This window comes from Streptomyces sp. NPDC034037, from assembly GCF_055575715.1.
This window is the reverse complement of the sequence record NZ_JBVISC010000002.1, coordinates 439,046-460,861: the sequence shown is the minus strand read 5'-3', so window position 1 is coordinate 460,861 and position 21,816 is coordinate 439,046. Positions and strand designations below refer to the sequence as shown.

The following is a 21,816-nucleotide window of genomic DNA, read 5'->3' as shown; positions in this document are numbered from 1 at the left end:
CTCTCGCGGGCCGGTTCGCCGCCCTCCTGTCCGCGCGTGGAACGAACGGCGCGGGCACGGCGCGGAGTTGTGCGAAGATTCCGTCCCCCAACCGGGGTGATCAGGCGACAAATGAGGAAACACAGTGATACCCAAGAGATACAGACCCGCCGCCGTCGCAAGTCTGGCCGCGGCCGTGGCATCCGGCTCCCTGCTCACGTCCCCCGCCCACGCGGACACCGCCGGCGAGCAGCCCCGCAAGGCCGACCGCGAGACGGTCGCCGCCTTCGCCCGCATCGCCGACGACGTCCTCTCCCGGCGCACCGGGGCCCTGGTGGAGGAGCGCGCGGGACGCGGCGGCTCCGGTGCCGGCGCTGCCGCGACGCGCATGTCCGGCCGGCTGAAGAAGGACGAGGACGCCGCGCTGCGGTCGTTGCGCGCCCGCAAGTCGCGGCTGGCGAAGCTCGGCGAGGCCTACACCAAGGCGGACACCCGCGTCGTCGTGGAGCGCGCCACGATCACCGGTGGCACGGCGACCGTCGAGGTCACCGCGGAATCGACGCTCACGTACAAGAAGCTGCGCGGGGACGAACCGGACACCACCGCGTTCTCGACGCGGCAGGAGCTGAAGCTCGCCGGCACGAAGGACGGCGGCTGGAAGCTGACGGCGATCACCTCCCGCGACGACGGCCCCGTCGCGGTCGCCGAACCGTCGGTGGCCCGCGTGAACACCGTCGACGACGGCAACCAGTACCCGGACGGCACGCCGGCGTCCACCAAGTACCCCTCCTCGCCGCTGCCCTCGGGCAAGACGGCCGGCAGTTACGACTACTCCGCCATGGCGCGGTACGCGGAGAAGTACTGGTACAGCTACAACCCGGCGTACCGGAAGTTCAACGGAGCCGGCGGTGACTGCACCAACTTCGTCAGCCAGGCGCTGAAGGCGGGCGGCTGGAAGTCCGTCCCGGGCTCGGCCTCCGACTACCGGAACTGGTGGTACGACGGCACGAAGCAGAGCACCTCCTGGGTCGGCGTGAACGAGTTCGCGTGGTTCACGCTGTCCAACCGGCGGGCCCCCAACCTGTCGAGCGTCTACAAGCTGGACGTCGGTGACGTCCTCCAGGTGGACTTCAACAAGGACGGCTCCAAGGACCACTCCATGCTGGTGACGTACCGTGACAACCGGCGGGGCATGCCGTACCTCACCTACCACTCCACCGACACCTACCGCAGGTCGCTCGCGAGCGTCCTCGCGTCGTACCCCGACGCGCGCTACTTCGCGTACCGCACCTGACGGATCCGGCACGGCCCGTCCGCTCCACGAGGCGGACGGGCCGTTGCCCGCGTGACGCGGGGCAGGCCGTCACCGGCGCCGGGGCGTACCGGTCCTCCGGCGCCGAGTCGGGGTAGCGCGGCACATCGGTCTCACCGATACTGGGCGGACGCCACTCCATTTCGACGCATGCCCTTTCGGGTCCTCGTACCGGGGGTGCCACATCGTCCTGAGGAGGGAAGATGCGCGCACGGGTCCGTCGCCTGAGTTTCCTGGTGCTGCTGTTGTTTCCTGTGCTGAGTGGCTGCGGCCGGCAAGGAAGTGTCCCGGGCAGTGTCGGAGCGCTGACGGCCGACGCCCCCCGCCTCGAATACCCCGTCCGGACGACGTCCGATGCCGTCGGTTCCAAAGGCCTCTCGCGGGCCGTCGCGAAGAAGACCATAACCATAGGCGTGAAGTCCGACCACCCGTTCATGGGATTCGAGGATCCGGTGACTGGACAGCGCTCGGGATTCGACGTGGAGATAGCGACCATGGTCGCCGCGTATCTGGGGTTCGGTCCGGCCGAGATCGAATGGAAGACCGTGGCTCCGCAGGTGCGGGAGATCTCGATATCCAAAGGTGACGTCGACCTGTACGTGGGCGCCTACACGATCAACGAGGAGAGGAAGAAGCAGGTCTCCTTCGCGGGTCCTTATTACCTGGGCGGACAGGATCTCCTGGTCGCCAAGGGGAACCGGGACATCCGCGGCCCGAGGGAACTGCGCGGCAAGAGGGTCTGCACGGTCACCGGGTCCACGCCGTTCGAGCGGATCCGCCGACCGGAGTTCGGGGTGGCCGTCGTATCCCACGACAGCTACGCGCACTGCGTGCAGGATCTCATCATGAACGTGGTGGACGCCGTCACCGCCGACGACACGATCCTGAAGGGGTACGCGGCGCAGAACCAGGGCCGGCTGCGGGTCCTCGGCCAACCCTTCTCGAAGGAGCCCTACGGTGTGGGCCTCGCACGCGGGGACGCGGTCCTGCGCGACGCCGTCAACGACGCCCTCGAACACCACGTCCGCAACGGCGACTGGCTCCGGGCCTACCGCGCCACCCTCGGCCGTTCCGGCGTCGCGGCACCGACGCCGCCGCCGGTACAGCGGTACTGACCCATGGAGGTCGTCCGCCGTCGACGGCACCTGGCCGGGCCGCTCACCGCCGCCACCCCGTCAGCATGGAGGCGCCCATGGAGGTGTTGACCGACAACGCCGATCTCTTCTGGCAGGGGTTCCTGGGCACCATTCGGCTGATGTGCCTGAGCACCCTGCTCGCGTTCGCCCTGGGGGTCCTGCTCGTCTCCCTGCGCGTCGGCCCGGTGCCGCTGTGCCGCGCACTGGGGGCGACCGTCGTGACAGTGCTCTGCAACACCCCGCTCACCGTCCTGTTCTTCGGGGTGACGCTCGGGCTGCCCATGCTCGGCCTCACCGGAGCGGACTACTTCACGCTCGCCGTGCTGGTGATGGGCGGCTACGCGTCGGCGTTCGTGTGCGAGGCGCTGCGCTCGGGCGTCAACACCGTGGAGATCGGTCAGGCGGAAGCCGCCCGCAGCCTCGGCATGTCCACGGCGCAGACGGCCGTGCTGATCGTCTTTCCCCAGGCCGGGCGGGCGGCGGTCCCCCCGCTGGGCAACGTCATGATCACTCTGGTCAAGAACTCCGCGCTCGCCGGCGGCTTCAGCGTCTACGAACTGTTCAGCACGGAGAAGACCCTGGTGGAGCGCGGTTACGCGGTGGCGGTCGTCTTCCTCTGGGTGACCGCCGCCTACCTGGTGCTGATCGCGGTCATCAGCACCGCGTTCCGCCTGCTGGAACGGCGTCTGGCGGTGCCCGGATGAAATCGGCCCTGTTCGAGGCCCCGGGCCCGCGCGCCCGCCGGCGCCACGGCTGGTACGCGCTGGCGGTGGCGGCGGTGACCGGCGGCGCGCTCTGCTGGATCCTGCTGCGGCTCTCCGACGCCGGGCAGTTCGACGCGCGGATGTGGGAGGCGTTCGAGTACCGCGGTGTGCAGGTGCGCGTCCTCACCGGCATGGTGGACACCTTCAAGGCGTTCGTCCTCGCGGTGGTGCTCTCCCTGGCGCTGGGCTTCCTGTTCGCCGCGGGCCGGCTCTCGTCGCACCGCCTCGTGCGCGGGCCGGCCGGGGCGCTGGTGGAGTTCTTCCGCGCCGTGCCGGTGATCATCACGGTCTTCGCCCTGTACGCCACCGACCTGCTGCGCACCTGCATCACGGCCGTCGCCGACCTGCTGCGCGAGTATCTGGGGAGCCCCGGGGAATGGGTGGCGGCGCATTTCACGAGCCCGACACTGTGGGCCCTGGTCATCGGCATCGCCCTGTACAACGGCGCGGCCCAGGCGGAGATCCTGCGGGCGGGGGTCGGCGCCGTCCCCAAGGGGCAGTTCGAGGCCGGATACGCGCTGGGGATGCGCAAGACACAGGTGATGACGGCGGTGGTCATGCCGCAGGCGGTGCGGACCATGCTGCCGAGCATAATCAGCCAAATGGTCGTGACGCTGAAGGACACCTCACTCGGTTTCTTCATCATGTACGAAGAACTCCTCTACGCCGGAAAACTCCTGGCGCAGAACACGGCGACTCCTTACGGCTACCCCTACCTACCTGTTCTCTCCGTGGTCGGTTCCCTGTACATCATCACGTGCCTCCTCCTTTCGTATGTCGCCCGCCGCATTGCGACACATCCCATGTGAGGGAAATGGCGGGGACCCGACGGATGCGTCGCGGCGAAAGTTTCTCCGGACAGGTCGACGGGCAGGGGGAAATTATCCACTGCCCACCGCGGAGGAAATCAATATGGCTGAGTCCGTCGAATCCGTCGAATCCGTCGAGTCCGTAGAACGCCATGAATCCGGGGAATCCGGGGAATCCGGGGAATCCGGGGAATCCAGGGAATCCAGGGAATCCAGGGAATCCAGGGAAGATCTCTATCCCACCCGTTTCGTGACCGAATCGGTGCCCTTCGGACGCCACCATCCCGTGGTGTGGGGCGACGGCGCGAAAGGTCCGCTGTCCGCCGAGGAGGTGGCGGCCTACGACCGGGACGGCTTCCTCGCCTTCGACGCCCTGCTGGAGCACGCCGAAGTGCGGGAGTGCCACGAGGAAATGCGGCGCATGGCCTCCGATGCCGCCCTGCGTTCCTCCGGGCGAGTGGTCCGCGAACCGGACTCCGAGGAGATCCGTTCCGTCTTCGAGGTGCACCGGCTCAGCGAGGTCTTCGAGCGCCTGGTGCGGTCCGGCCGCCTCGCCGACCGCGCCCGGCAGGTCCTCGGCTCGGACGTCTACGTCCACCAGAGCAGGATCAACTACAAGGCCGCCTTCGACGGCTCGAAGTTCGGCTGGCACTCGGACTTCGAGACCTGGCACTCCGAGGACGGCATGCCCGCGCCCCGCGCGCTCAGCTTCTCCGTGGCCCTCACGGACAACCTCCCGTTCAACGGCCCCCTCATGATCATCCCCGGCTCCCAGTGGACCTTCGTGCCCTCGGTCGGCCAGACCCCTCCCGGCTACCACCGGCTGTCGCTGCTGGGCAAGAACCTGCCCGCCGGACCGGCCGATCGCCCCGCCGTGACGGCACTGGCCGAACGGCACGGCATCCGGCAGTTCACGGGAGCGGCCGGCTCCGCCGTCATGTTCGACTGCAACTGCCTGCACGCCTCCGGCGGAAACGTTTCACCGTTCCCGAGGACCAACCTCTTCGTCGTCTACAACAGCGTCGAGAACCCGCTGACCACGCCGTACGCGGCCCCGCAGCAACGGCCCGGATACCTCGCCGACCGGGATTTCACGCCGGTGCCCCGATCCGCAGACCGGCCGCGTCGATGAGCCGTGGCACTTCGAGCGTGGTGTAGCCGCGCTCGAAGTGGCACGGCTCGGACAGCATCAGAGAGACCAGGCCGAGCAGCAGTCGGGCGTACTCCTCGACCGTTCCCGGCCAGGCGCTCGCGTCGAGCATCCAGGGCTCGCTGCCCGCCGACGCCTCCGCCCTGCCCGCCCGGATCAGAGACTTGGAGAGCTTGGCGCCGGACGCCGAGAGCACCACGGGGGTGAACACGCGCACCGGGAGCGCCGCCCCCGCACAGCACAGGAACGCCTCGTCGAGCAGGCGGCACCCCGCGGCCCAGTCGGCGCCCTTGACCACCACGGCGAGCGCGTCCTCCCGCGCGGCCACCCGCTCCTTGAGGAGGTTGCGGTGGAGCGTGCCCGAGCCGATGTACGCCCCGGCCGCCTCCTCAGCCCGGATCCGCACGACGTAACGGCCGTGGTCCAGGCAGACCGCCGCCAGCTCCGCCTGGTCGGGCCCGGCCGTGAGCACCTCGGTGTGCTCGCCCCGCTTCTGCGCCCAGCCGCACCGCGGGCAGGGAGGGCTCAGGGGCACCTGGCCGTGCGACGGCGCGAGCACCCACCGCAGGGTGTCCATCCGGGTCAGCGAGTCGAGGAACTCCTGCCGGAAGTCCCGCCGGCCCTGCTGGCGCGTGTAGGTCTCGATCTCGTAGGCGACGCCCGTGGCCGCGGACAGCGCGTCGAAGAAGCCGCCGTAGTAGGTCCGGGTCAGTTCCGCTATCCGCTCGGCGCCCAGCGCGTGGTGGAAGGAGCGCTCGTACAGGGTCCCGGTCCGTGGGCACCGGCGTGTCTCGCAGCCGGTGTTGTCCAGGGCGCCGAAGCGCAGGCCGACGTCGACGCCGAATCTCTCCCGCGCCGTCCGGGCGAGCAGGAACGCGGAGGTCTGCATGACGCTGGTGCCCAGGTGCGGGGCGCCGTTGATCTGGACACCGGCGTACAGCGACACCCGGTCGTGCCCGGTCGCCAGCAGCCGTGGGCGGATGAAGTCGACGCTGTGTTCGACAGCGCCGGTGGTGACGCTGACGGGGGAGAGGGGCACGGTGTCCATGAACGGCCTTTCTGCTCGACGGGACGGGACGCCCACCGGCCGGTGGGCGCGGGTCACCAGTGCCGGCGGAGGGCGGGCTGGGGCAGATCCACGACGCGCACGAGAACGTCCCCGGGGGGCGAGGCCTCCTCGTCCAGGGCCTCCAGCCGGGTGGTGCGGGAGCGGGCGGCGGCACGCAGCAGCCCCATCAGCCCCTCCCCGGTCAGCCGACCCCTTCGCGGCGCCGCGTCCGCGTCCCCGGGCCGACCGGCCGCATGACCCGGCCGGGTCCCGTTCCCGGCGGTCTTGTGGCAGGCCAGGCCGACGATGAAGTACGCCGGTGGGTACGGGCCCGAGCGCCAGATCACCGCCTCGCCCCGCTCCTCGAGGAGGAGGACCTGATCGGGGTGGTCGCGGGTGAAGTCCCCGAAGGGCAGCGGGCACAAGGTGACCGCGTGCACCGCGAACCCGGCCGCTTCCAGCATCCCGACGGCCTTGCGGGGGCTGGAGTAGCTCCCGATGGTGATGCCCAGGCCCTCGCCCAGCGCGCGGCCGTGCGCGATGACTGCGGGGATCAGTTTCAGACCGTCCGGGCCCCCGCCGACGGACCGGCGCAGGGCGTCGACCCGGGGGGAGAGGGGAACGTAGGGCGGATTGCTGGTGACGACCAGGGGGCGGGGGAGCGGGGTGGGCGCGGTCGCCAGCAGCTCGGCGGGGGAGAGCGAGGTGAAGTCGCCGTGCGAGAAGGTGACGGGGCCCTCGCCGTCGGACGCGGTGTAGTGCCCGCGCGCCCAGGCCACGGTGTCCGCTCCCGAGTCGACGCCGTGCACCCGGGCCGCCCCCGCGCGGGCCATGGCAGCGGCGGCGGCACCGCTGCCGGACCCCAGGTCGAGGACGGCGCAGCCCTCCCCGATGAGGTCCTGCGCGACCCACACGCCGATCTCGGTGTCGGCCGGTTCGAAGAAGACCTGCGGCGCCGAGGGCGGCGTCAGGTCGCGGGGCGTCAGATGGCGGTAGGCGGTGACACGGGCCGGTTTCACGGGCGGGCCTCGATCCGTGGGGAGGCGGGCGGGGAACGGTGCGGTGCGCGGCACGTCAGCTCGTGTCGGGGCGCTGTGCGCCCACCCACTCCAGGACGGCCATGGCCGCGGGGAGCTTCATGGCCGCCTGCGTCCAGGCCAAGGACCGCGGCCCGTCCAGGACTTCCCCGGTGACCTCGTCACCCCGGTGGGCGGGCAGGTCGTGCATGAACAGGGCCTGCGGCCAGCGGGCCAGCAGGGCGGCGTCCACATGGAACGGGCGGAACGTCTCACGCCAGTCGGCGTCGGGTTTCGCGGTGCCCGTCGTCTGCCAGCGGGTGGTGTACACGACGTCCACCCGGTCGGGCAGGCGTGCCAGATCGTGCACCTCCGCCAGCGAGGCACCCACCTCCTCGGCCCGCCGCGACGCCCGCGTCAACTCCGCCTCCGGCAGCCCGTAGCCGGGCGGAGTGCTGAAGGTGGCGCGCGCCCCCGGCACGGCCGCCAGGGCGTGGGCCAGGGCCACCGCCGTGTTGTTGCCCTCGCCCACATAGAGCACGCTCACTCCGGACGGATCCCCGAGCGCCAGGTGCAGGGTGGCCAGGTCGGTCACCGCCTGGGTGGGGTGCTCCTCGGCCGCCATCGCGTTGATCACCGGCAGGCCGCCCTGGCGGGACAGCTCCCGCAGTTCGTCCAGCGGGCCGGAGGTGCGCGCGACCAGGAGGTCGAGCATGCTGCCGAGGACCCGCCCCGTGTCGGCCAGCGACTCGCCGGTGTTCAACTGGAGGTCATGCGGGCCGTAGGTGACGGGGGCCGCGCCCAGCCGGATGGCGCCGGCGGTGAAGGCCGTACGCGTGCGGGTCGAGGTCTTGGTGAACAGCACACCGGCGACGCTGCCCGCCAGGGGCCGGTCGTGGGCGCGCGGGTCCCGGAACAGTTCCACCGATCGCACGGCGAGCTTCCTGATCACGGCGGGTTCCGGCTCGGCGAGGGAGAACAGGCCGCGTGCGGGCGTGGGGCCGGCCCAGGAGAGGTGATGGTCCATGCTGTCCCGATTCAGTAGAGGGCCAATGGTCGATGGAGGGCCAGTGGCCAGTAGGGGGCCAGTGATCAGAAGGGGGCCAGTGATCAGTAGAGGGTCAGGGACCGGCCGAGCCCCAGGCTGACGGCGGCGTCGTGCACCGCGCCGAGCAGCCCGACGTCCAGGACGGCCATGCCGAAGGGGTTGCTGATGACATGGGACGTGCTGGGCCGCACGGGCGGCCGCTCGCCGACGAGAACCTGACCGAGGGTGCCGTCCAGGACGCGGGCCGGGTCGCCGTCCTTCGCCGGGCGGTCCGTGATCCGTCCTTCGCGCATGAGGCGGCCCAAGATCCTGCGGGGGTTGTCGGCGACCAGGGCGACGTCGTCCACGAACACGGCCTGCGCGGCGAGGAACGCGTCGGGCAGCAGGTCGGCCAGCGACACGTGGGCGACGAAGGTGCCGGGCGCGAGCCACGCCGCCGGAAGGTAGCCGCGGTCGGCGGTGGTCGTCGTCACCACCACCCGCGCCGCGGCCACCGCCTGCCGGGCCTCCGGCTCCACCCGGACGGTGAGGTCCGGGTGCCGCTCCCGGATCCAGCCGGCCAGCTCCTCGGCACGCCGCGGCTCGGTGTCGTACAGGTGTACGCGGGTGGCGCGTGGGAACGTCGCGGCGAGCAGCCCGACATGGACACGGGCGAGCATCCCGCAGCCGAGGAACGCCGTCGTCTCCCACCGCTCCGGGCCGAGGTGGCGCAGGCTGACCATCGTGTAGGCGGCCGTCCGGGTCGCGCTCAGCCAGCCGGCCTCGGCCAGCACCCGGGGCCGGGCGGTCTCCGGGTCGAACAGCATCATCAGGCCCGCCGCCCGCTCCCTCCCGTGCGAGGGATTGCTCGTCGCGGCGTTGATGAGCTTCATCCCCCGCAGCGGCGGACCGCCGTCGGTCTCCACCGCGCCGAGCATGGCCAGGGAACGGCAGTAGGCGCCCTCGCCGTTGACCCAGGGCAGATAGCCCTCGGGGGGCAGCTCCACCCGGCCCTCGGCGTGCCGGCACAGCACCTTCGCGGTCTCCGCGCACACGTCCACCCGCGCGAGGCAGGCGAGCACCGCTTCCCTGTCCAGAAAGAGGAGTTGCTCCGACATCGTCACCTCTCGGTCTGCGTGGTCCTCGGCCCGAACGGGTTCACGGCAGCAGACCGGCGGCCGCGAACGCCTCGGCGCCGCCCGGCACGGCCATGGCCCCGACCTCCTCGAAGAGCCGCACGGCGTGCCGGGACGCCCTGCGGATGCCCTCGTCGACCGAGGCCGGCGGATAGGAGTCGCGCACGACGTCCTCGACGGCCGAGGGCGCCAGTCCGGCGGCGGCCAACGACGCGCGTACCGGCCGCAGATCGGGGAGCAGGCTGCACCGGACCAGATCGGGCAGGCAGCGGGCGATGCGGCCACGTGAGCTCACGCTCTCGCGCGTCCACAGCTCCCGGAAGAACCGGGAGAAGAAGACGTGGTGCCAGCCTTCGTCCTTGGCGTGGTCCCGGACGATGTCCCGGACGACGCCCAGCACGTCGGGATCCTTCGGTATGTCGTTGAGCACCGCTGTGATCAGCGTTTCGAAGACCACGACCTGCAGCAGCTGGGCCAGGGCCGGTTCGTACGGCAGGGCCTCGGTGCCGATCGCGTCGAGCCGTCGCAGGAACGGACCGAAGTCGTAGGGCAACGGCGTCACCCCCGAAGCGCGGGAGACCTGCTGGACGACGTCGAAGCTGTACAGGGAGTGGTACCCCTCGTCGCAGTAGATGCGGTAGGCGTCCAGTCGGACGGCGGCGTCCGTCTCGACTCCGCACCGGTTGCCCGCGATGCGTTCCGTGGCGCGGTTGACCACCCGCGTCTCGAACTGGGCCGTGAAGTCGAGGTATTGGAAGAGGTGCCGGGCCAGGAGCTGCCTGCGGCCGCTCTCGCCGAGCCGCGCCACCAGGGGATGGTCGAGGTAGGGCACCAGGGCCGGGGGGAAGAAGGCGCGCCCGCTCTCCAGTTCGTCCCGCAGCTGACGCCGGGGACCGCTGCGGACCCCGGCACGCCGATACCAGTCCCGTTCCTGCGCGCTCAACTCCGCGTCACCTCGCCCCGGGCGGGCTCCTGCGCGCCGGGCCGGTCCCATGTGACCCCGTCGGCCATGTCGACGGGGGCCAGGGCGTGCCGGGAGCGCCACCGCGGCGAGTAGACGGTGTCGAGGTAGCGGTCTCCGCCGTCCGGACACAGGCAGACGACATCCGTGCGCCCGGGGCTCGCGCGAAAGAGCCGCAGTGCCGCCGCGACGAGCGCACCGGAGCTGGAGCCCACGGCGATATCGGTCGCCTCCTTCAGCCACAGGCAGGCGCTGACCGCCTCCGGCGCGTCGATGTGCACGGCGGGCCGGTACCCGTCCGGCAGGAACGTCGACCGGCGACTCGCCCCGATTCCCGAAAGCACACGTTCGCCGTGCACGTCGCCCAGGGCCATCGAGCCGACGACGTCCACCCCGATCAGCTCCCAGGCCGGCCGGTGGGTGAGGACGTAGTCGCGGAAACCCGCCAGGGTGCCACCGGTGGACACCGCCACCAGGACGCTCATCGGCTTGGCGGGCAGCTGCGTGGACAGCTCCGGCGCCGTCCACTGGGCGTGCACGGCGGGGTTGGCCGGATTGGTGTACTGGTTCGGCCAGACGAGTCCCGGTTCGCGCTCCACCCGCCGCGCGACGTGGGCGAGGCGGTTGAGCAGGAACCCGCCGGCTCCGTCCGGCTGATCGACCATGACGACGCGGGCACCCGTCGCGCGCATGGCGCTCTGCACCGAGGGGCTGACCCGGGGGTCCACGACGGCGGTGAAAGGCACGTGCAGGGCCGCGGCCAGACCGGCCAGGGCGAGACCGAGATTCCCCGACGTCGATTCGATCAATCCGATGCGGGGGTCTATGCGGTCTTTCACGCTCTGCCAGAGAGCGAATGCGGTGCGCCCCTTGATGGAACCATAGGGATTATGCGCTTCGAGTTTCAGCCAGAGCGTTCTCGGTACGTCGTCGTACACGAGGGAAAGCGGCACCACCGGACTGGGAGGCCAAGAGCTGTGCAAGGGGAGGGAGTCGTCAGGAAACCGATCCGGAAATGTTTCCAAGACGCCTCCGTGACACTGTTTCGCCGGGACCGGATTCCTTGAGAACTGCTGTGGCGCACGGAACTGCTCCAGCACTTCCCAGGCTAGGGTTCCCTTAGAGGCGGCACAAGGAAGGGAATGCGCCACTTGTGGAGGCCACGGCCGCATTTATTGACGGCATATGCCGGTGCGGATGCCGTTGTGGCGCCTGTTTTCCCTGAGCCTTTTGCGCACCGCGGAGCAAGGAGCGGTGGGACACGGCCGCGCTATGCCTGACGGCGGGCCGGAATGTACGCGCGACAGCACCCGCATCCGGTGCGCGGGCCGAGCCGCCAGGACATCGGCCGCCACCAGGACGCGCCCCGGACCTCCGGGCGGCAGCAGCACCCCCCACAGCAGCACGCCCCCCGAGAGGTGACCCGGGGGACCGCCGTGCAGCGGTGCGGGACCGGCGCCACGGCCCGGGTTCGGCTGCACGCCGGTGATCGATGCCGGCACACGGCCCGCGTACGTGAGGACCGCGCCCCGGCGGGACACGGCGCGGGGCATCGCCGGGCGCGGGGTGAACGGCTCCTCGGCAGGCGCGGGGCGTCCTCCTGCCCGACCGGGCCCGCCGGCGCCGGCACCGTACCGGGGACGGGCAGCGCGCCCAGGTGGTGCAGCCGGGCGAGCGCCGCCGCCGAGATCAGCCCGAGGACCAGGCAGCACAGCCACGGCAGCACCGGCAGGCCGGTGCGTCTGCCGACGTCCAGGGTCCAGCCCACGAGCGCGTTGCCGCCCGCCGCTGCGAGCCCGGAGAAGACGTAGAAGATGCCGAAGCAGGTACCGGTCAGCCGGGCCGGGCCGAACAGCGGGACCAACTCCATCGCCAGCGGATGCACGATCATGACGCCGACGTAGACCAGCAGTGCTCCGACGATCACCGGGCAGGCACGGCACGCGGCCGCGACCCAGCCGTCCGGCGCGCCGGAACCGCACACCAGGAGAGGCGGCACGAAACCGAGGGCCGTCAGGGCGACGCCGCGGGCGATCCACACCGAGCCGCCGCCGCGCCGGGCCAGCGCCCGGGTGAGGCGCAGCTGCCAGACCAGGTTGGCCAGCGCCCCGATCACCAGCACCGCGCCGGCCGCCTCCTCGCGTCCGGTCGCCTGGCGGGCTCCCTCGGGCAGCAGCAGATACACCTGATTCTCCAGGGTGGTCATGCCCGCCATGGCCACGGCGAACGCGACGAAGGTGCGGTTGCCGAGCACCTCCCGCCAGTCCTTTCGGACAGGGGTGCTGCGCCGGGGGGCCTCACGAGCGGGCAGCGCGCACATCTGAGCCACGCACAGCACGGCGAACACACCGGAGGCGGCGAGGGCGCAGACACGGAAGTCGACCAGGAGCAGGACGCCGCCCAGCGCCAGGCCCAGCAGCGAGCCACCGGTCGCGAACACGTTGAGCAGCGCGAAGGCCTCGGCCCTGCGGTGCCCGGCCTCCTGGGCGAGATAGGTGCGCACCGCCGGGTAGAACAGCGCCCCGGCCAGCCCGCTCAGGGCGGAGGCGGCCAGCAGGAGCGGCAGGGTGGAACCGACCGCGAACAGCGCGAACCCCAGGGTGCGCAGCAGGCAACCGCAGATGATCACGCTGCGGGGGCCGAGCCGGTCGGCCGCGGAACCACCGAGCACGAACAGCCCCTGCTGGCTGAGGTTCCGCACACCGAGAATCAGCCCGACCCAGGCGGCCGAGAGCCCCAGATCGTGGCCGAGATAGGTCACGAGAAAGGGAATGAGGAGATAGAAACCGACGTCCACCCCGAATTGATTGACGAGCAGCAGCCGTACCGCCAGCGGAAAGCTGCGGTATGCGCGGAGAGTTTTCATGCCGACCTCAGGGAATGGCCCGCGAGCGTGTGGCATTCGAGGGCCGAGTGCAGATGGGTGATCCGGCATGCTCAGCCGGATACCGATATCCGCTGCGATGCCATGCCGCCGACCACCCCCGTCGATGAGGGAGAGCGGTAGGTCATATCTTCTGAGGCGTCATCAACGATCCCTGAGCCGGCCTCTGCACGAGTGCACGAGTTTCCCAATTCTAACGACAGCCCCTCGACTGCACCAGAGTCCCTCTGTCGTCCCCACGGTTGAGTGAAAACCGGACGGCGGGCGCCGCGCGGCCGGTGACCGAAAAGTATCCGGCACCGGTCGGGGGCTCTCTACCCATGTCCGCGAACGGTCTCTACGGTGGGTCGACGATCTGCGACATCGCTCGATTCCCCCAGCCGAATCGCGCTCCGACCCTTGGCCAGGAGGCGGATATGACGGGCAGTACGAGTTCGGGCACCGGGGCCGCGCACCTCGCGGCGGACCGTGTCATCCTCACCATCGCCGGCACCGGCGAGGCCGGCTCACGAGGAGACGGCGGCCCCGCCGTGCGGGCGGCGCTGAACCAGCCCCGCGCCCTGGCGGCCGAGGCGGCGGGCGCTGTGTACGTCGCCGAGTGGAAGGGGCACCGGGTGCGCAGGATCGCGCCGGACGGCTCCATCACGACCGTCGCGGGCACCGGCGAACCCGGGTTCGGCGGGGACGGCGGGCCGGCCACCGAGGCGGCGCTCAACGAACCGGGCGGCCTGGTCTGCGACGCCGCGGGGCATCTGTACGTCGCCGACTACTGGAACCACCGGGTGCGCAGGATCGCGCCGGACGGCTCCATCACGACCGTCGCCGGTACCGGCGAACCGGGATACGGCGGGGACGGCGGGCCCGCGACCCGCGCCGCCCTCAACGAGCCCAGGGGGCTGGCCCTGGACGGCGTCGGCACCCTGTATGTCGCCGAGTGGAAGGGGCACCGGGTCCGTGCCATCGGCGCCGACGGCCGCATCACGACCGTCGCGGGCACCGGGGAACCCGGCTCCGGACCGGACGGCGTACCGGCCGTCGACAGCGACCTGCACCACCCCATCGACCTCGTCACGGACGCCGTCGGCCGCGTGTACATCGCCGACTGCTGGTCCCACCGCGTGCGCGTGGTCTCGCCCGACGGACTGATCACGACCGTGGCGGGGACCGGGGAGCCCGGCTACGACGGCGGCTCCCCGCCGGCCACCAAGAGCCCGCTCCACCAGCCACGCGGCGTCGACCTGGACGGCGCGGGCCGCCTCTACGTGGCCGATTCCCTCAATGAGTGCGTCCGCCTCGTCCTGCCCGACGGGCGCCTCGTGACGGTGGCCGGCGGGCCGCCCGGCGACGACCGGGAGAGCGGCCCGGCGACCGGGGCGCTGCTGCGCTATCCGCGGGCCGTGCGCGTGACGGCGGGCGGCGACCTCCTCATCGCGGAGACCGACCGCCATCGGGTCCGCAAAGTCACCGCGTCCGTCTGACACCACGGCCCGCCGGTCGGGATATCCACTCCTCATGTGACGGCTCCTTCTGGTGGAGCGCACCGCGCTCGCCGGACGGAGGTCGAACCTCCGGACACGGCGGAAAATTGCGGCCGCGAACAAACCTTGCTCCACTCAGTCTGTCTCCCGTCCCTCCGTCAACTCGCGGATGAATCAGTACGGGTGAACAAGTGGGACAGTACGAAGAGCCGTCACACGTCGGCGGCGTCCGGCGCGACGGCGATGCCCGAGGGCCGTTGGAACAGCGCACCGGAATTGCGGTGCGGCAGGTCGACGATCCGCAGCAGCTCGAACCCCTGGTTGAGGTAGTAGCGGTGCAACACGTGGTTGGTCTTCCACGCCTCCAGCCTGAGCCAGGGCTTCTCCGCCCGGGCCGCCGCCCGACCCGCCCAGTCCAGCAGCCGCGCGCCCACGGACTGCCCGGCCGCCGCTCTGCTCACCGCCAGGTCATGGACGTACAGGGCCGATTCGGGGTCGTCGTCCGCCCACCATTCGGGATCGGCGTGCCGCTGCACCGTCACCATCCCCACCAGCCGGCCGTCCCGGAACGCGAGATGGCAGTCACCCGCGCCGACGGCCTGCGCCATGCGTCGGCGCCGGGGCGGGTACTGCCACTGATCGATCCCCCGGGAGGCGAGCCAGCGGCTCGCCTCCAGCCACAGGCTCTCCACGCGGTCCAGTTCGTCGTGGCGCGCGGGGCGGATCCGCAGGCCGCTCATGACGCGCCCTCCCGCGCACCGGCGCCCAAACGGCGCAGGGCGACGGCCGCGTGACAGGCGATGCCGGCCGCGAGGGCGTCCTCGTCGATGTCCGCGCGCTCGGAGTGCAGGGCGGGCGCGCGCCCGGGTTCGAGGCCGGGCGGGCAGGCGCCCAGGAAGGCCAGGGCGCCCGGTACGGCGTCCAGGACGTAGGAGAAGTCCTCGGCGGTCATCGCCGGTGCGGGCAGCACGTCGACGTGCTCGGCGCCGAGCACCTCCGCCGCCGTACGCAGCACGAGATCGGTGAACGCCGGGTCGTTGCGCGTCACCGGATACCCCGCTTCGATCGACACCTCCGCCGCCGCCCCATGGGCCTCGGCCACGCCTCGGGCGACCCGGGCGACCGTTCGGTGGACGTGCGCGCGCGTCTCCCGCGTCAGCGTGCGCAGGGTCCCGGCGAGGGTGACCGTCTCGGGGATGATGCCCGGCAGGGAGCCCGCCGCGAGGGAGCTGATCGTGACGACGGCCGGATCGGCGACATCGACACTCCGGGTCACGGCCGTCTGCAGGGCGAGGACGATCTCGCAGGCCACGGGCACGGGATCACACGCGGTGTGCGGCGACGACGCGTGCCCGCCACGGCCGCGTACGACGATGCGCAGCCGGTCGGAGGCGGCCATCTGCGGGCCGGGCCGCACCCACAGGCTGCCGCTCGGCAGTCCCGGCATGACGTGCAGGGCGAACGCGGCGTCCACCGCCCGGCCGTCCAGGCGGAGCAGCCCCTCCTCGATCATGTGGCGGGCGCCGTGGTGGCCCTCCTCGCCGGGCTGGAACATGAACACCACGCGGCCGGCGAGCTCGCCGCGGCGCGCGGCGAGCAGCCGGGCCGCGGCGACCAGCATGGCCATGTGGGCGTCGTGCCCGCAGGCGTGCATGGCGCCGGCGACCCGCGAGGCGAAGCCGAGGCCGGTGGCCTCGGTGACCGGCAGCGCGTCCATGTCCGCGCGCAGCAGGACCACCGGGCCCTCCCGGCGGCCGTCGAGTGTCGCGGTCACCGACGACAGCCGTCGGCCGGTGCGCAGTTCGAGGCCCAGGCCGTCCAGCGCCTCCAGCAGGCGCTGCTGGGTCTTCGGCAGGTCGAGGCCGGTCTCCGGCCAGGCGTGCAGGGCGCGGCGCAGCGCCACCGCGTCGGGCAGGTACCGCCGGGCTTCGCCCAGGATCATGCTGACTCCCCTTCACAGCGGCGACGTCACCACAGTGTCGACGCCACCACAGTAGGGAAAGCGCCCAGGTGCCGGGCAGATGGCCTCGGCACCCGGAGCCGTGTTTCGGTCAGCCCGCCACCACGCGGCGTTGTCCTGTTCGCGCTCCTGTCCGCTCCGTGGGGCCCTGGCATGCTCAGGGGCCCACCCATGGGGTTCACCCGTCGAGCCGCAGAAGGAGCGAGGGACGCCTATGACCGAGTCGGGCGCGGACACCGGAGAGGCACCACGGGCTCCCTGGCAGTGGCGGGAGGAGGAGTGGCGCCGGCACGTCGAGCGGGTGCGCGCGGGCCGCAGCCTCAAACCGGACCGGTGGCCGCACGGCGCCAAAGCCGCGGTGGCGTTCTCCTTCGACCCCGACCACGAGACGATCCCGCTGCGGGACGGGGAGGTGATGCCGGGGAAGCTGTCGCAGGGCGAGTACGGGGCCCGGGTGGGCGTACCGCGCATCCTCCGACTGCTCGACCGGCACGCCCTGCCCGCGACGTTCTTCATGCCGGCCGTGTCCGCGCTGCTCCGCCCCGAGGAGGCCCGGGGCTACGTGGACGGCGGTCACGAGGTCGCCCTCCACGGCTGGATCCACGAACGCAACATGGAACTCGGCCGGCGGGACGAGCGGGAGCTGGCCTTCCGCTGCGCGGAGGTCCTCGAACAGATCACCGGCCGGCGACCGGTGGGCATCCGCACGCCGTCCTGGGACTTCAGCGAGCACACGCTCGACATCACCCTGGAACTCGGCCTGTCGTACGACTCGTCGCTGATGGCCGACGACGACCCGTACGAGATCCTCACCTACGGCGAACCGACGGGGCTGGTGGAGATCCCGCCCGAGTGGATCCGGGACGACGCCGTCTACTTCAACATGGACCGCTACAGCGCCGTACGCCCGTACACGATGCCCCGGCACGTACTGGCGCTGTGGCAAGACGAGTTCGACGCCGCCTACGCCGACGGCGGTCTTTTCCAGATCACCCTGCACCCGCATGTCATCGGCCACCGCTCACGCATCGTGCTCCTGGAGCAGCTGATGGAGCACGTCTGCGGGCGCGCCGACGTCTGGTACGCGACGCACGCGCAGGTCGCCGACCACGTGCGGCACCGGGCGGGACTCGGCGACGGCCCTCCCGGGCGCGCGGGCGAACCACCGCGCTGACCCACGGGGGCGGGACCGGTGTCATGCCCGTGCGCACCGGGCCAGGACCGCGAGGGCCCCGTCCGCCGAGGTGGGGCCGGGCGCCGACCACGCCGCCCGGCACGCCGCCCACAAGGCGTCCTCGGCGTCGCCCTGCCCCGTCAGCAGCAGTTCGCGCCCGCGCACGCTGCCTCGCCAGCCCCCGCACCGGTAGCCTCCGGCGTGTTCCTCGACGCGGCGTGCGGGGGCCAGCAGGCCGCGCAGGTCGGCCGCCAGATGCGTGGGCCGCCGGTGTGCCGGGGCGGTGAGCAGGTCCCGCGCGGTGGTGGCACCGGTGAGCACCACCAGGCTGTCGAAGCCCGCCCGGTGCGCGCCCTCCACGTCGGTGTCCAGCCGGTCGCCGACCATGAGGGGGCGCCGGGCGCCGGTACGGGCCGCGCCCTCCCGCAGCAGCGCGGCGGACGGTTTGCCCGCCACCACCGGGACGGCGCCGGTGGCGGCCGTCACGACGCCGGCCAGAGCGCCGTTGCCCGGCGCCGTGCCGCGATGCGTGGGAGCGTTCGGGTCGGCGTTGGTGACGATCCAGGGCACACCGCGTCCCACGGCGTACGCGGCCTCGGCCAGTTCGCGCCAGCTGACGGTCGGCGCGAAGCCCTGGACGACGCAGCCGGGGTCGTCGTCGGCCGACCGGACGGGCTCGAGGCCGTGCGCCCGCAACGCGGCCAGCAGCCCCTCGCCGCCGAGGGCGAGGACCCGGACCACGCGGGGGCGCAGCTCGGCGGCGAGGCGGGCGGCGGCCTGGGCGGACGTCACCACGGCGTCCTCCGTCGCCGGCAGGCCGAGCCGCCGCAGGTGCGCGCAGACCGCCCCGGGCGTCCGGTAGGCGTTGTTCGTGACGTAGGCCAGGCGCATGCCCAGCGTCTCGGCGCGCGCCAGTGCGGGGGCGGCGTGCTCCACCGCGTGCGGCCCCACGTACACGACGCCGTCGAGATCGAGGAGCGCGGTGTCGTACACCTGCGCCAGCGGCGCGGTCAGTGGCTCGTCGGGCACGGCCAAGTCCCGGGTCATCGCACCGCCCTGGATCAGTCGGAGACCGCTCGGCAGGCGCCATCATGACAAGGGCGGACAACACGCACAATGCCCTGGCGGGTGCCGACCGGACGCCGTCAGCCGAAGACCACGACGTAGGCGAGGACGATCGCGAGGCAGAACAGGGGGTAGTAGAAGCGGAAGGCGATGTTCAGATTGCGCCAGCCGACGAGATCGTTCTTCGCGGCCAGCCGCCCGCTGAGCAGGGCGGCGAAGACGCAGGTGCCGGCCAGGAAGATGAAGGCGTAGTACCCCCACTCGATGGCCACGGTGTACTCCACGTCCGGCAGGGAGCCGGTGACGGCGCTCAGCAGGACGGCCGCGCTCAGGATGGCCGTGATGCCCATGGAGATCTGGCTGCCGATGTAGCGCTTCTCCCGGGCGAAGAACAGCGAGGCGTAGGTGACCAGGGCGAGCAGTACCAAGGGCAGCATGTTCTTGAGCAGGAACGAGCCGAGGTCGCGTTCGATGGTCACCTCCGCCACGTACTGCCCGTAGTAGATGCCGGGCGTCTCCTCGGTCACGGCCGGGTCGCCCAGCGCGGCGGTGCTTCCGACGGTGGCCTTGTACAGGTCCAGGCCGGTCGACCGCCACCCGGAGAGCCGGTCGATGGAGGAGTTGACGTCGCTGCCGCTGCGCAGGGCCTCCGCCTGGTCCTGCTCCAGCACCTTGCGGTCCCCGACGTAGACGACGTGGGAGGCGGAGTGCTTGCGGTTCTGCAGGGCGACGGTCAAGTACTGGCGGTCGAAGGGGAACTGGTGGAAGTCGAGCGACGCCTTGAAGGTTCCGCTGACCCGGTAGAGGCGGTACTTCATTCCGTCGCGCTCCGAGGAGCGGACCGGGGGGCCCAGGGTGACGTCCGCGTCCGCGGCGTTGACGAAGTCGACCGCGGTCGCGTCATCGCTGCCGCGATAGCGGAACCACAGGAAGAAGTCCGCCTGGAACGTCTCGGCCTCGGTGTCCAGCGCGCTGACCTCGTTGAAGTTGAACCCCGTGGACACGATCTGCTGGCGCACGAGCACCTGGTCCGCGACGCGCACCGAACTGCCGGCCGCGACCTCGGTGGCCGCGTCGAGGCCCTTCGCCGTGTCGGAGGGCATCAGCTGGATGGGCGCCGAGACCACCTTGCCTCCCCGGACCACGCCCATGGTCACCGGCTGCGGCAGAGAGCGTGAGGCGTCGAAGTACATCAGTCCGTTCAGGCACTTCACGCCCCGCTGCGGCCCGTCCATGGCCTGCAGGCTCCCGCGTACGGCATCCCGGGCCGCCCTGTCGGGGCGCTCCGCCGCGACACCGGAGCGCTTCAGGGCCTCGACGGCCACGTCGATCGACGTCTGGGCCGCCATCGCGGGCCAGGACGGCAGGGCGCCGTTGACGGCGCGGAACGAATCGGCCCACTGCAGGCCCTCCCCACTGAGGCTGTCGGCCATCAAGGGGGAGCTGAGATACAGGTCGCGGGTCAGCGCCCCCTTGTTCTTCTCCCGGGGGGAGTCGCGCAGCCTGGCGACGAAGGCGTCGTTGCTCAGCGCGTCGCCGCCGACGACGGTGCCGCGGACACCCGCGCCCCGCAGCGCCGCCAGGGTCCGCTCGGCGGCGTCCTCGTGCAGGGCGAGCACGACCGGACCGGCCGAACGGTCCCGCGCCACGGCCTTGACCGCCTTCTGCACGCGCTCGTCCAGCCCAGGCTCCGTGGCGCCGCCGATGCTCACGGTGTGCCGTACCCGGCCGATGCCGGCGAACGCCTCGCGGAAACCGTCGGCCAGGGTGCGCCCGTAGTCCGTGTCGCTGTGGATCACCGACGCGGTCCGCGCCTTGTCCACACCGCCGAGATAGCCGGCGATGAACGCGCCTTGGTAGCGGTTGCTGAAGGTGGTCCGGTAGAACCAGCGGTTGTCCCGGGTGATGGCGTCCGCGGTGGCCGTCGGGGTGATGGCCGCGATGCCGGCGGCCGCGTACACCGGTCCCGCGGCGATCGCGCTGCCGCTGTCGGTGTGGCCGACGACCAGGGCCGCCCGCCCGTCGTCGACGATCCGCCTGGCGATCCGGCGGGCCGTTTCCGGGTCGTCCCTGTCATCGTGGACGAGCAGTCGGACGGGGTGGCCCGCGACGCCGCCGTGGTCGTTGATCTGGTCGACATGGAACCGTGTTCCGCGCAGCACCGCCTGACCGCGCTCGGCCCCGGGCCCGCTCAGCCCGGCGACCACGGCCACGTGCACGGGCGCCGGCTCGTCCTCCAGCGCCCGGAGCGTCAGCACGACGAGCGCCGTGACCACCGCGAGGGCCGTGAGCGCGAGTGCCGCGGGCACGGCGCGGCGGCGCCAGGCGGGTCTCTCCCGGTCCGGCTCGGGAGGCGGCGCCGGGTCCGCGAAGTCCTCGACCTCGGGGGGCGGAGCGGATGTCGCCTTGCGCAGCCGGTGCAGCCGGGCGTGCGCCAGGCTCTCGGGGTTCACCCCCACAGCCTGCTCCAGGCAGTACTTGCGGTGCCCGTCGTCGGTGACGAGCCAGGCCAGCCACAGCCACGCCGGTTCGTAGGCGCGGTCGGCCAGCAGCGCCTTCCGCAGCAGAGCGCGGGCCTCGTCGCCGTGTCCCTGTTCGGCGGCGCGCACCGCCTCGCGGGTATGGGCAGGGGCAAGCAGCTCTTCCTCGGCCACGGTTCACTCCCTGTCGCCAGTTCGGCCCGGCCGACCGTGCCGGCCCTCGCCGGAGCCGCCGGCAGCTGCTACCGGCTCACCTCATGTTCGCCGCGGCCCCCGCGGGGCGTCCCGCCCGGCCGGTCCGTCCGGGTGAGCCGGAACGGACCGGCCGGGCGTACGGGTCACTCCGCGACTCGGAACAGAGGCGGGCAGGACGTCGAGGAGGGGGAGATCGCGGCGGCGCGGTGACCGAGAGGCACGCGGCCGCCACTTCGCGAGGG

At 71.9% G+C, this 21,816-nt stretch carries 17 protein-coding genes and 1 pseudogene; 7 read left to right on the top strand and 11 right to left on the bottom strand.

Going from position 1 to position 21,816, the window contains the following annotated elements:
- Positions 1–175: 175 nt before the first annotated feature.
- From ACZ516_RS07845 to thpD, 5 genes are all read left to right on the top strand, one after another.
- The gene (locus tag ACZ516_RS07845; RefSeq protein WP_469009083.1) at positions 176–1,273 is read left to right on the top strand and encodes an amidase domain-containing protein; all 1,098 of its coding nucleotides are present in this window, start codon (positions 176–178) and stop codon (positions 1,271–1,273) included.
- A gap of 431 nt (positions 1,274–1,704) precedes the next feature.
- Entirely contained in the window at positions 1,705–2,406 is a 702-nt protein-coding gene (locus ACZ516_RS07840) for a glutamate ABC transporter substrate-binding protein (RefSeq protein WP_361080394.1), read from the top strand.
- Between the two features lie 77 nt (positions 2,407–2,483).
- Entirely contained in the window at positions 2,484–3,131 is a 648-nt protein-coding gene (locus ACZ516_RS07835; protein WP_361080392.1) for an amino acid ABC transporter permease, read from the top strand.
- A complete protein-coding gene (locus ACZ516_RS07830; protein WP_469009082.1) occupies positions 3,128–4,000 on the top strand; it encodes an amino acid ABC transporter permease in 873 nt (290 codons plus the stop codon). Before ACZ516_RS07835 ends, ACZ516_RS07830 begins: the two co-directional genes overlap by 4 nt.
- Positions 4,001–4,250: 250 nt before the next feature.
- Positions 4,251–5,132 (top strand): ectoine hydroxylase, encoded by an 882-nt coding sequence (gene thpD, locus ACZ516_RS07825; RefSeq protein ID WP_469009080.1) that lies wholly within the window; start codon positions 4,251–4,253, stop codon positions 5,130–5,132.
- On the opposite strand, the gene ACZ516_RS07820 is transcribed toward thpD, so the two are convergent.
- The 7 genes and pseudogenes from ACZ516_RS07820 to ACZ516_RS07790 all read right to left on the bottom strand — a co-directional run.
- A complete protein-coding gene (locus ACZ516_RS07820) occupies positions 5,092–6,198 on the bottom strand; it encodes a hypothetical protein (protein ID WP_469009079.1) in 1,107 nt (368 codons plus the stop codon). The genes thpD and ACZ516_RS07820 overlap by 41 nt on opposite strands.
- Before the next feature lie 53 nt (positions 6,199–6,251).
- A complete protein-coding gene (locus ACZ516_RS07815; RefSeq protein WP_469009078.1) occupies positions 6,252–7,217 on the bottom strand; it encodes a methyltransferase domain-containing protein in 966 nt (321 codons plus the stop codon).
- 55 nt (positions 7,218–7,272) lie between these two features.
- Positions 7,273–8,241, bottom strand: a complete 969-nt coding sequence (locus ACZ516_RS07810) for an ornithine carbamoyltransferase (RefSeq protein ID WP_469009076.1) — start codon at positions 8,239–8,241, stop codon at positions 7,273–7,275.
- A gap of 83 nt (positions 8,242–8,324) precedes the next feature.
- Complete coding sequence (locus ACZ516_RS07805) at positions 8,325–9,359, bottom strand: ornithine cyclodeaminase family protein (protein WP_469009075.1); 1,035 nt, start codon at positions 9,357–9,359, stop codon at positions 8,325–8,327.
- A 40-nt stretch (positions 9,360–9,399) separates the two neighbouring features.
- Positions 9,400–10,320, bottom strand: a complete 921-nt coding sequence (locus tag ACZ516_RS07800; protein ID WP_469009073.1) for a diiron oxygenase — start codon at positions 10,318–10,320, stop codon at positions 9,400–9,402.
- Complete coding sequence (locus tag ACZ516_RS07795) at positions 10,317–11,510, bottom strand: pyridoxal-phosphate dependent enzyme (RefSeq protein ID WP_469009072.1); 1,194 nt, start codon at positions 11,508–11,510, stop codon at positions 10,317–10,319. The genes ACZ516_RS07800 and ACZ516_RS07795 overlap by 4 nt, the downstream gene beginning before the upstream one ends.
- Before the next feature lie 437 nt (positions 11,511–11,947).
- A pseudogene (locus ACZ516_RS07790) lies at positions 11,948–13,204 on the bottom strand (MFS transporter); the annotation flags it as partial.
- 434 nt (positions 13,205–13,638) lie between these two features.
- Here ACZ516_RS07790 and ACZ516_RS07785 point away from each other — a divergent pair.
- Positions 13,639–14,700: an NHL domain-containing protein gene (locus tag ACZ516_RS07785; protein WP_469009071.1), complete on the top strand. Its 1,062-nt coding sequence runs from the start codon at positions 13,639–13,641 to the stop codon at positions 14,698–14,700.
- Between the two features lie 212 nt (positions 14,701–14,912).
- Here ACZ516_RS07785 and ACZ516_RS07780 read toward each other — a convergent pair whose 3' ends face one another.
- Together ACZ516_RS07780 and ACZ516_RS07775 are read right to left on the bottom strand one after the other, a co-directional pair.
- Positions 14,913–15,440 (bottom strand): GNAT family N-acetyltransferase, encoded by a 528-nt coding sequence (locus tag ACZ516_RS07780; protein WP_469009069.1) that lies wholly within the window; start codon positions 15,438–15,440, stop codon positions 14,913–14,915.
- Positions 15,437–16,642: a M20 metallopeptidase family protein gene (locus tag ACZ516_RS07775; RefSeq protein WP_469009068.1), complete on the bottom strand. Its 1,206-nt coding sequence runs from the start codon at positions 16,640–16,642 to the stop codon at positions 15,437–15,439. Before ACZ516_RS07775 ends, ACZ516_RS07780 begins: the two co-directional genes overlap by 4 nt.
- 232 nt (positions 16,643–16,874) lie before the next feature.
- Here ACZ516_RS07775 and ACZ516_RS07770 point away from each other — a divergent pair, with 232 nt between their 5' ends.
- Positions 16,875–17,834, top strand: coding sequence for a polysaccharide deacetylase family protein (locus ACZ516_RS07770; RefSeq protein ID WP_361080369.1), 960 nt, complete (start codon positions 16,875–16,877; stop codon positions 17,832–17,834).
- 21 nt (positions 17,835–17,855) lie between these two features.
- Here the strand turns inward: ACZ516_RS07770 and ACZ516_RS07765 are convergent, their stop codons facing one another.
- Positions 17,856–18,881, bottom strand: coding sequence for an HAD-IIA family hydrolase (locus ACZ516_RS07765; RefSeq protein WP_361080367.1), 1,026 nt, complete (start codon positions 18,879–18,881; stop codon positions 17,856–17,858).
- Positions 18,882–18,979: 98 nt separating this feature from the next.
- Positions 18,980–21,553 carry an ABC transporter substrate-binding protein gene (locus ACZ516_RS07760; protein ID WP_469009066.1) on the bottom strand — a complete coding sequence of 858 codons (2,574 nt, stop codon included), beginning with the start codon at positions 21,551–21,553 and terminating at the stop codon, positions 18,980–18,982.
- Positions 21,554–21,816: the final 263 nt, after the last annotated feature.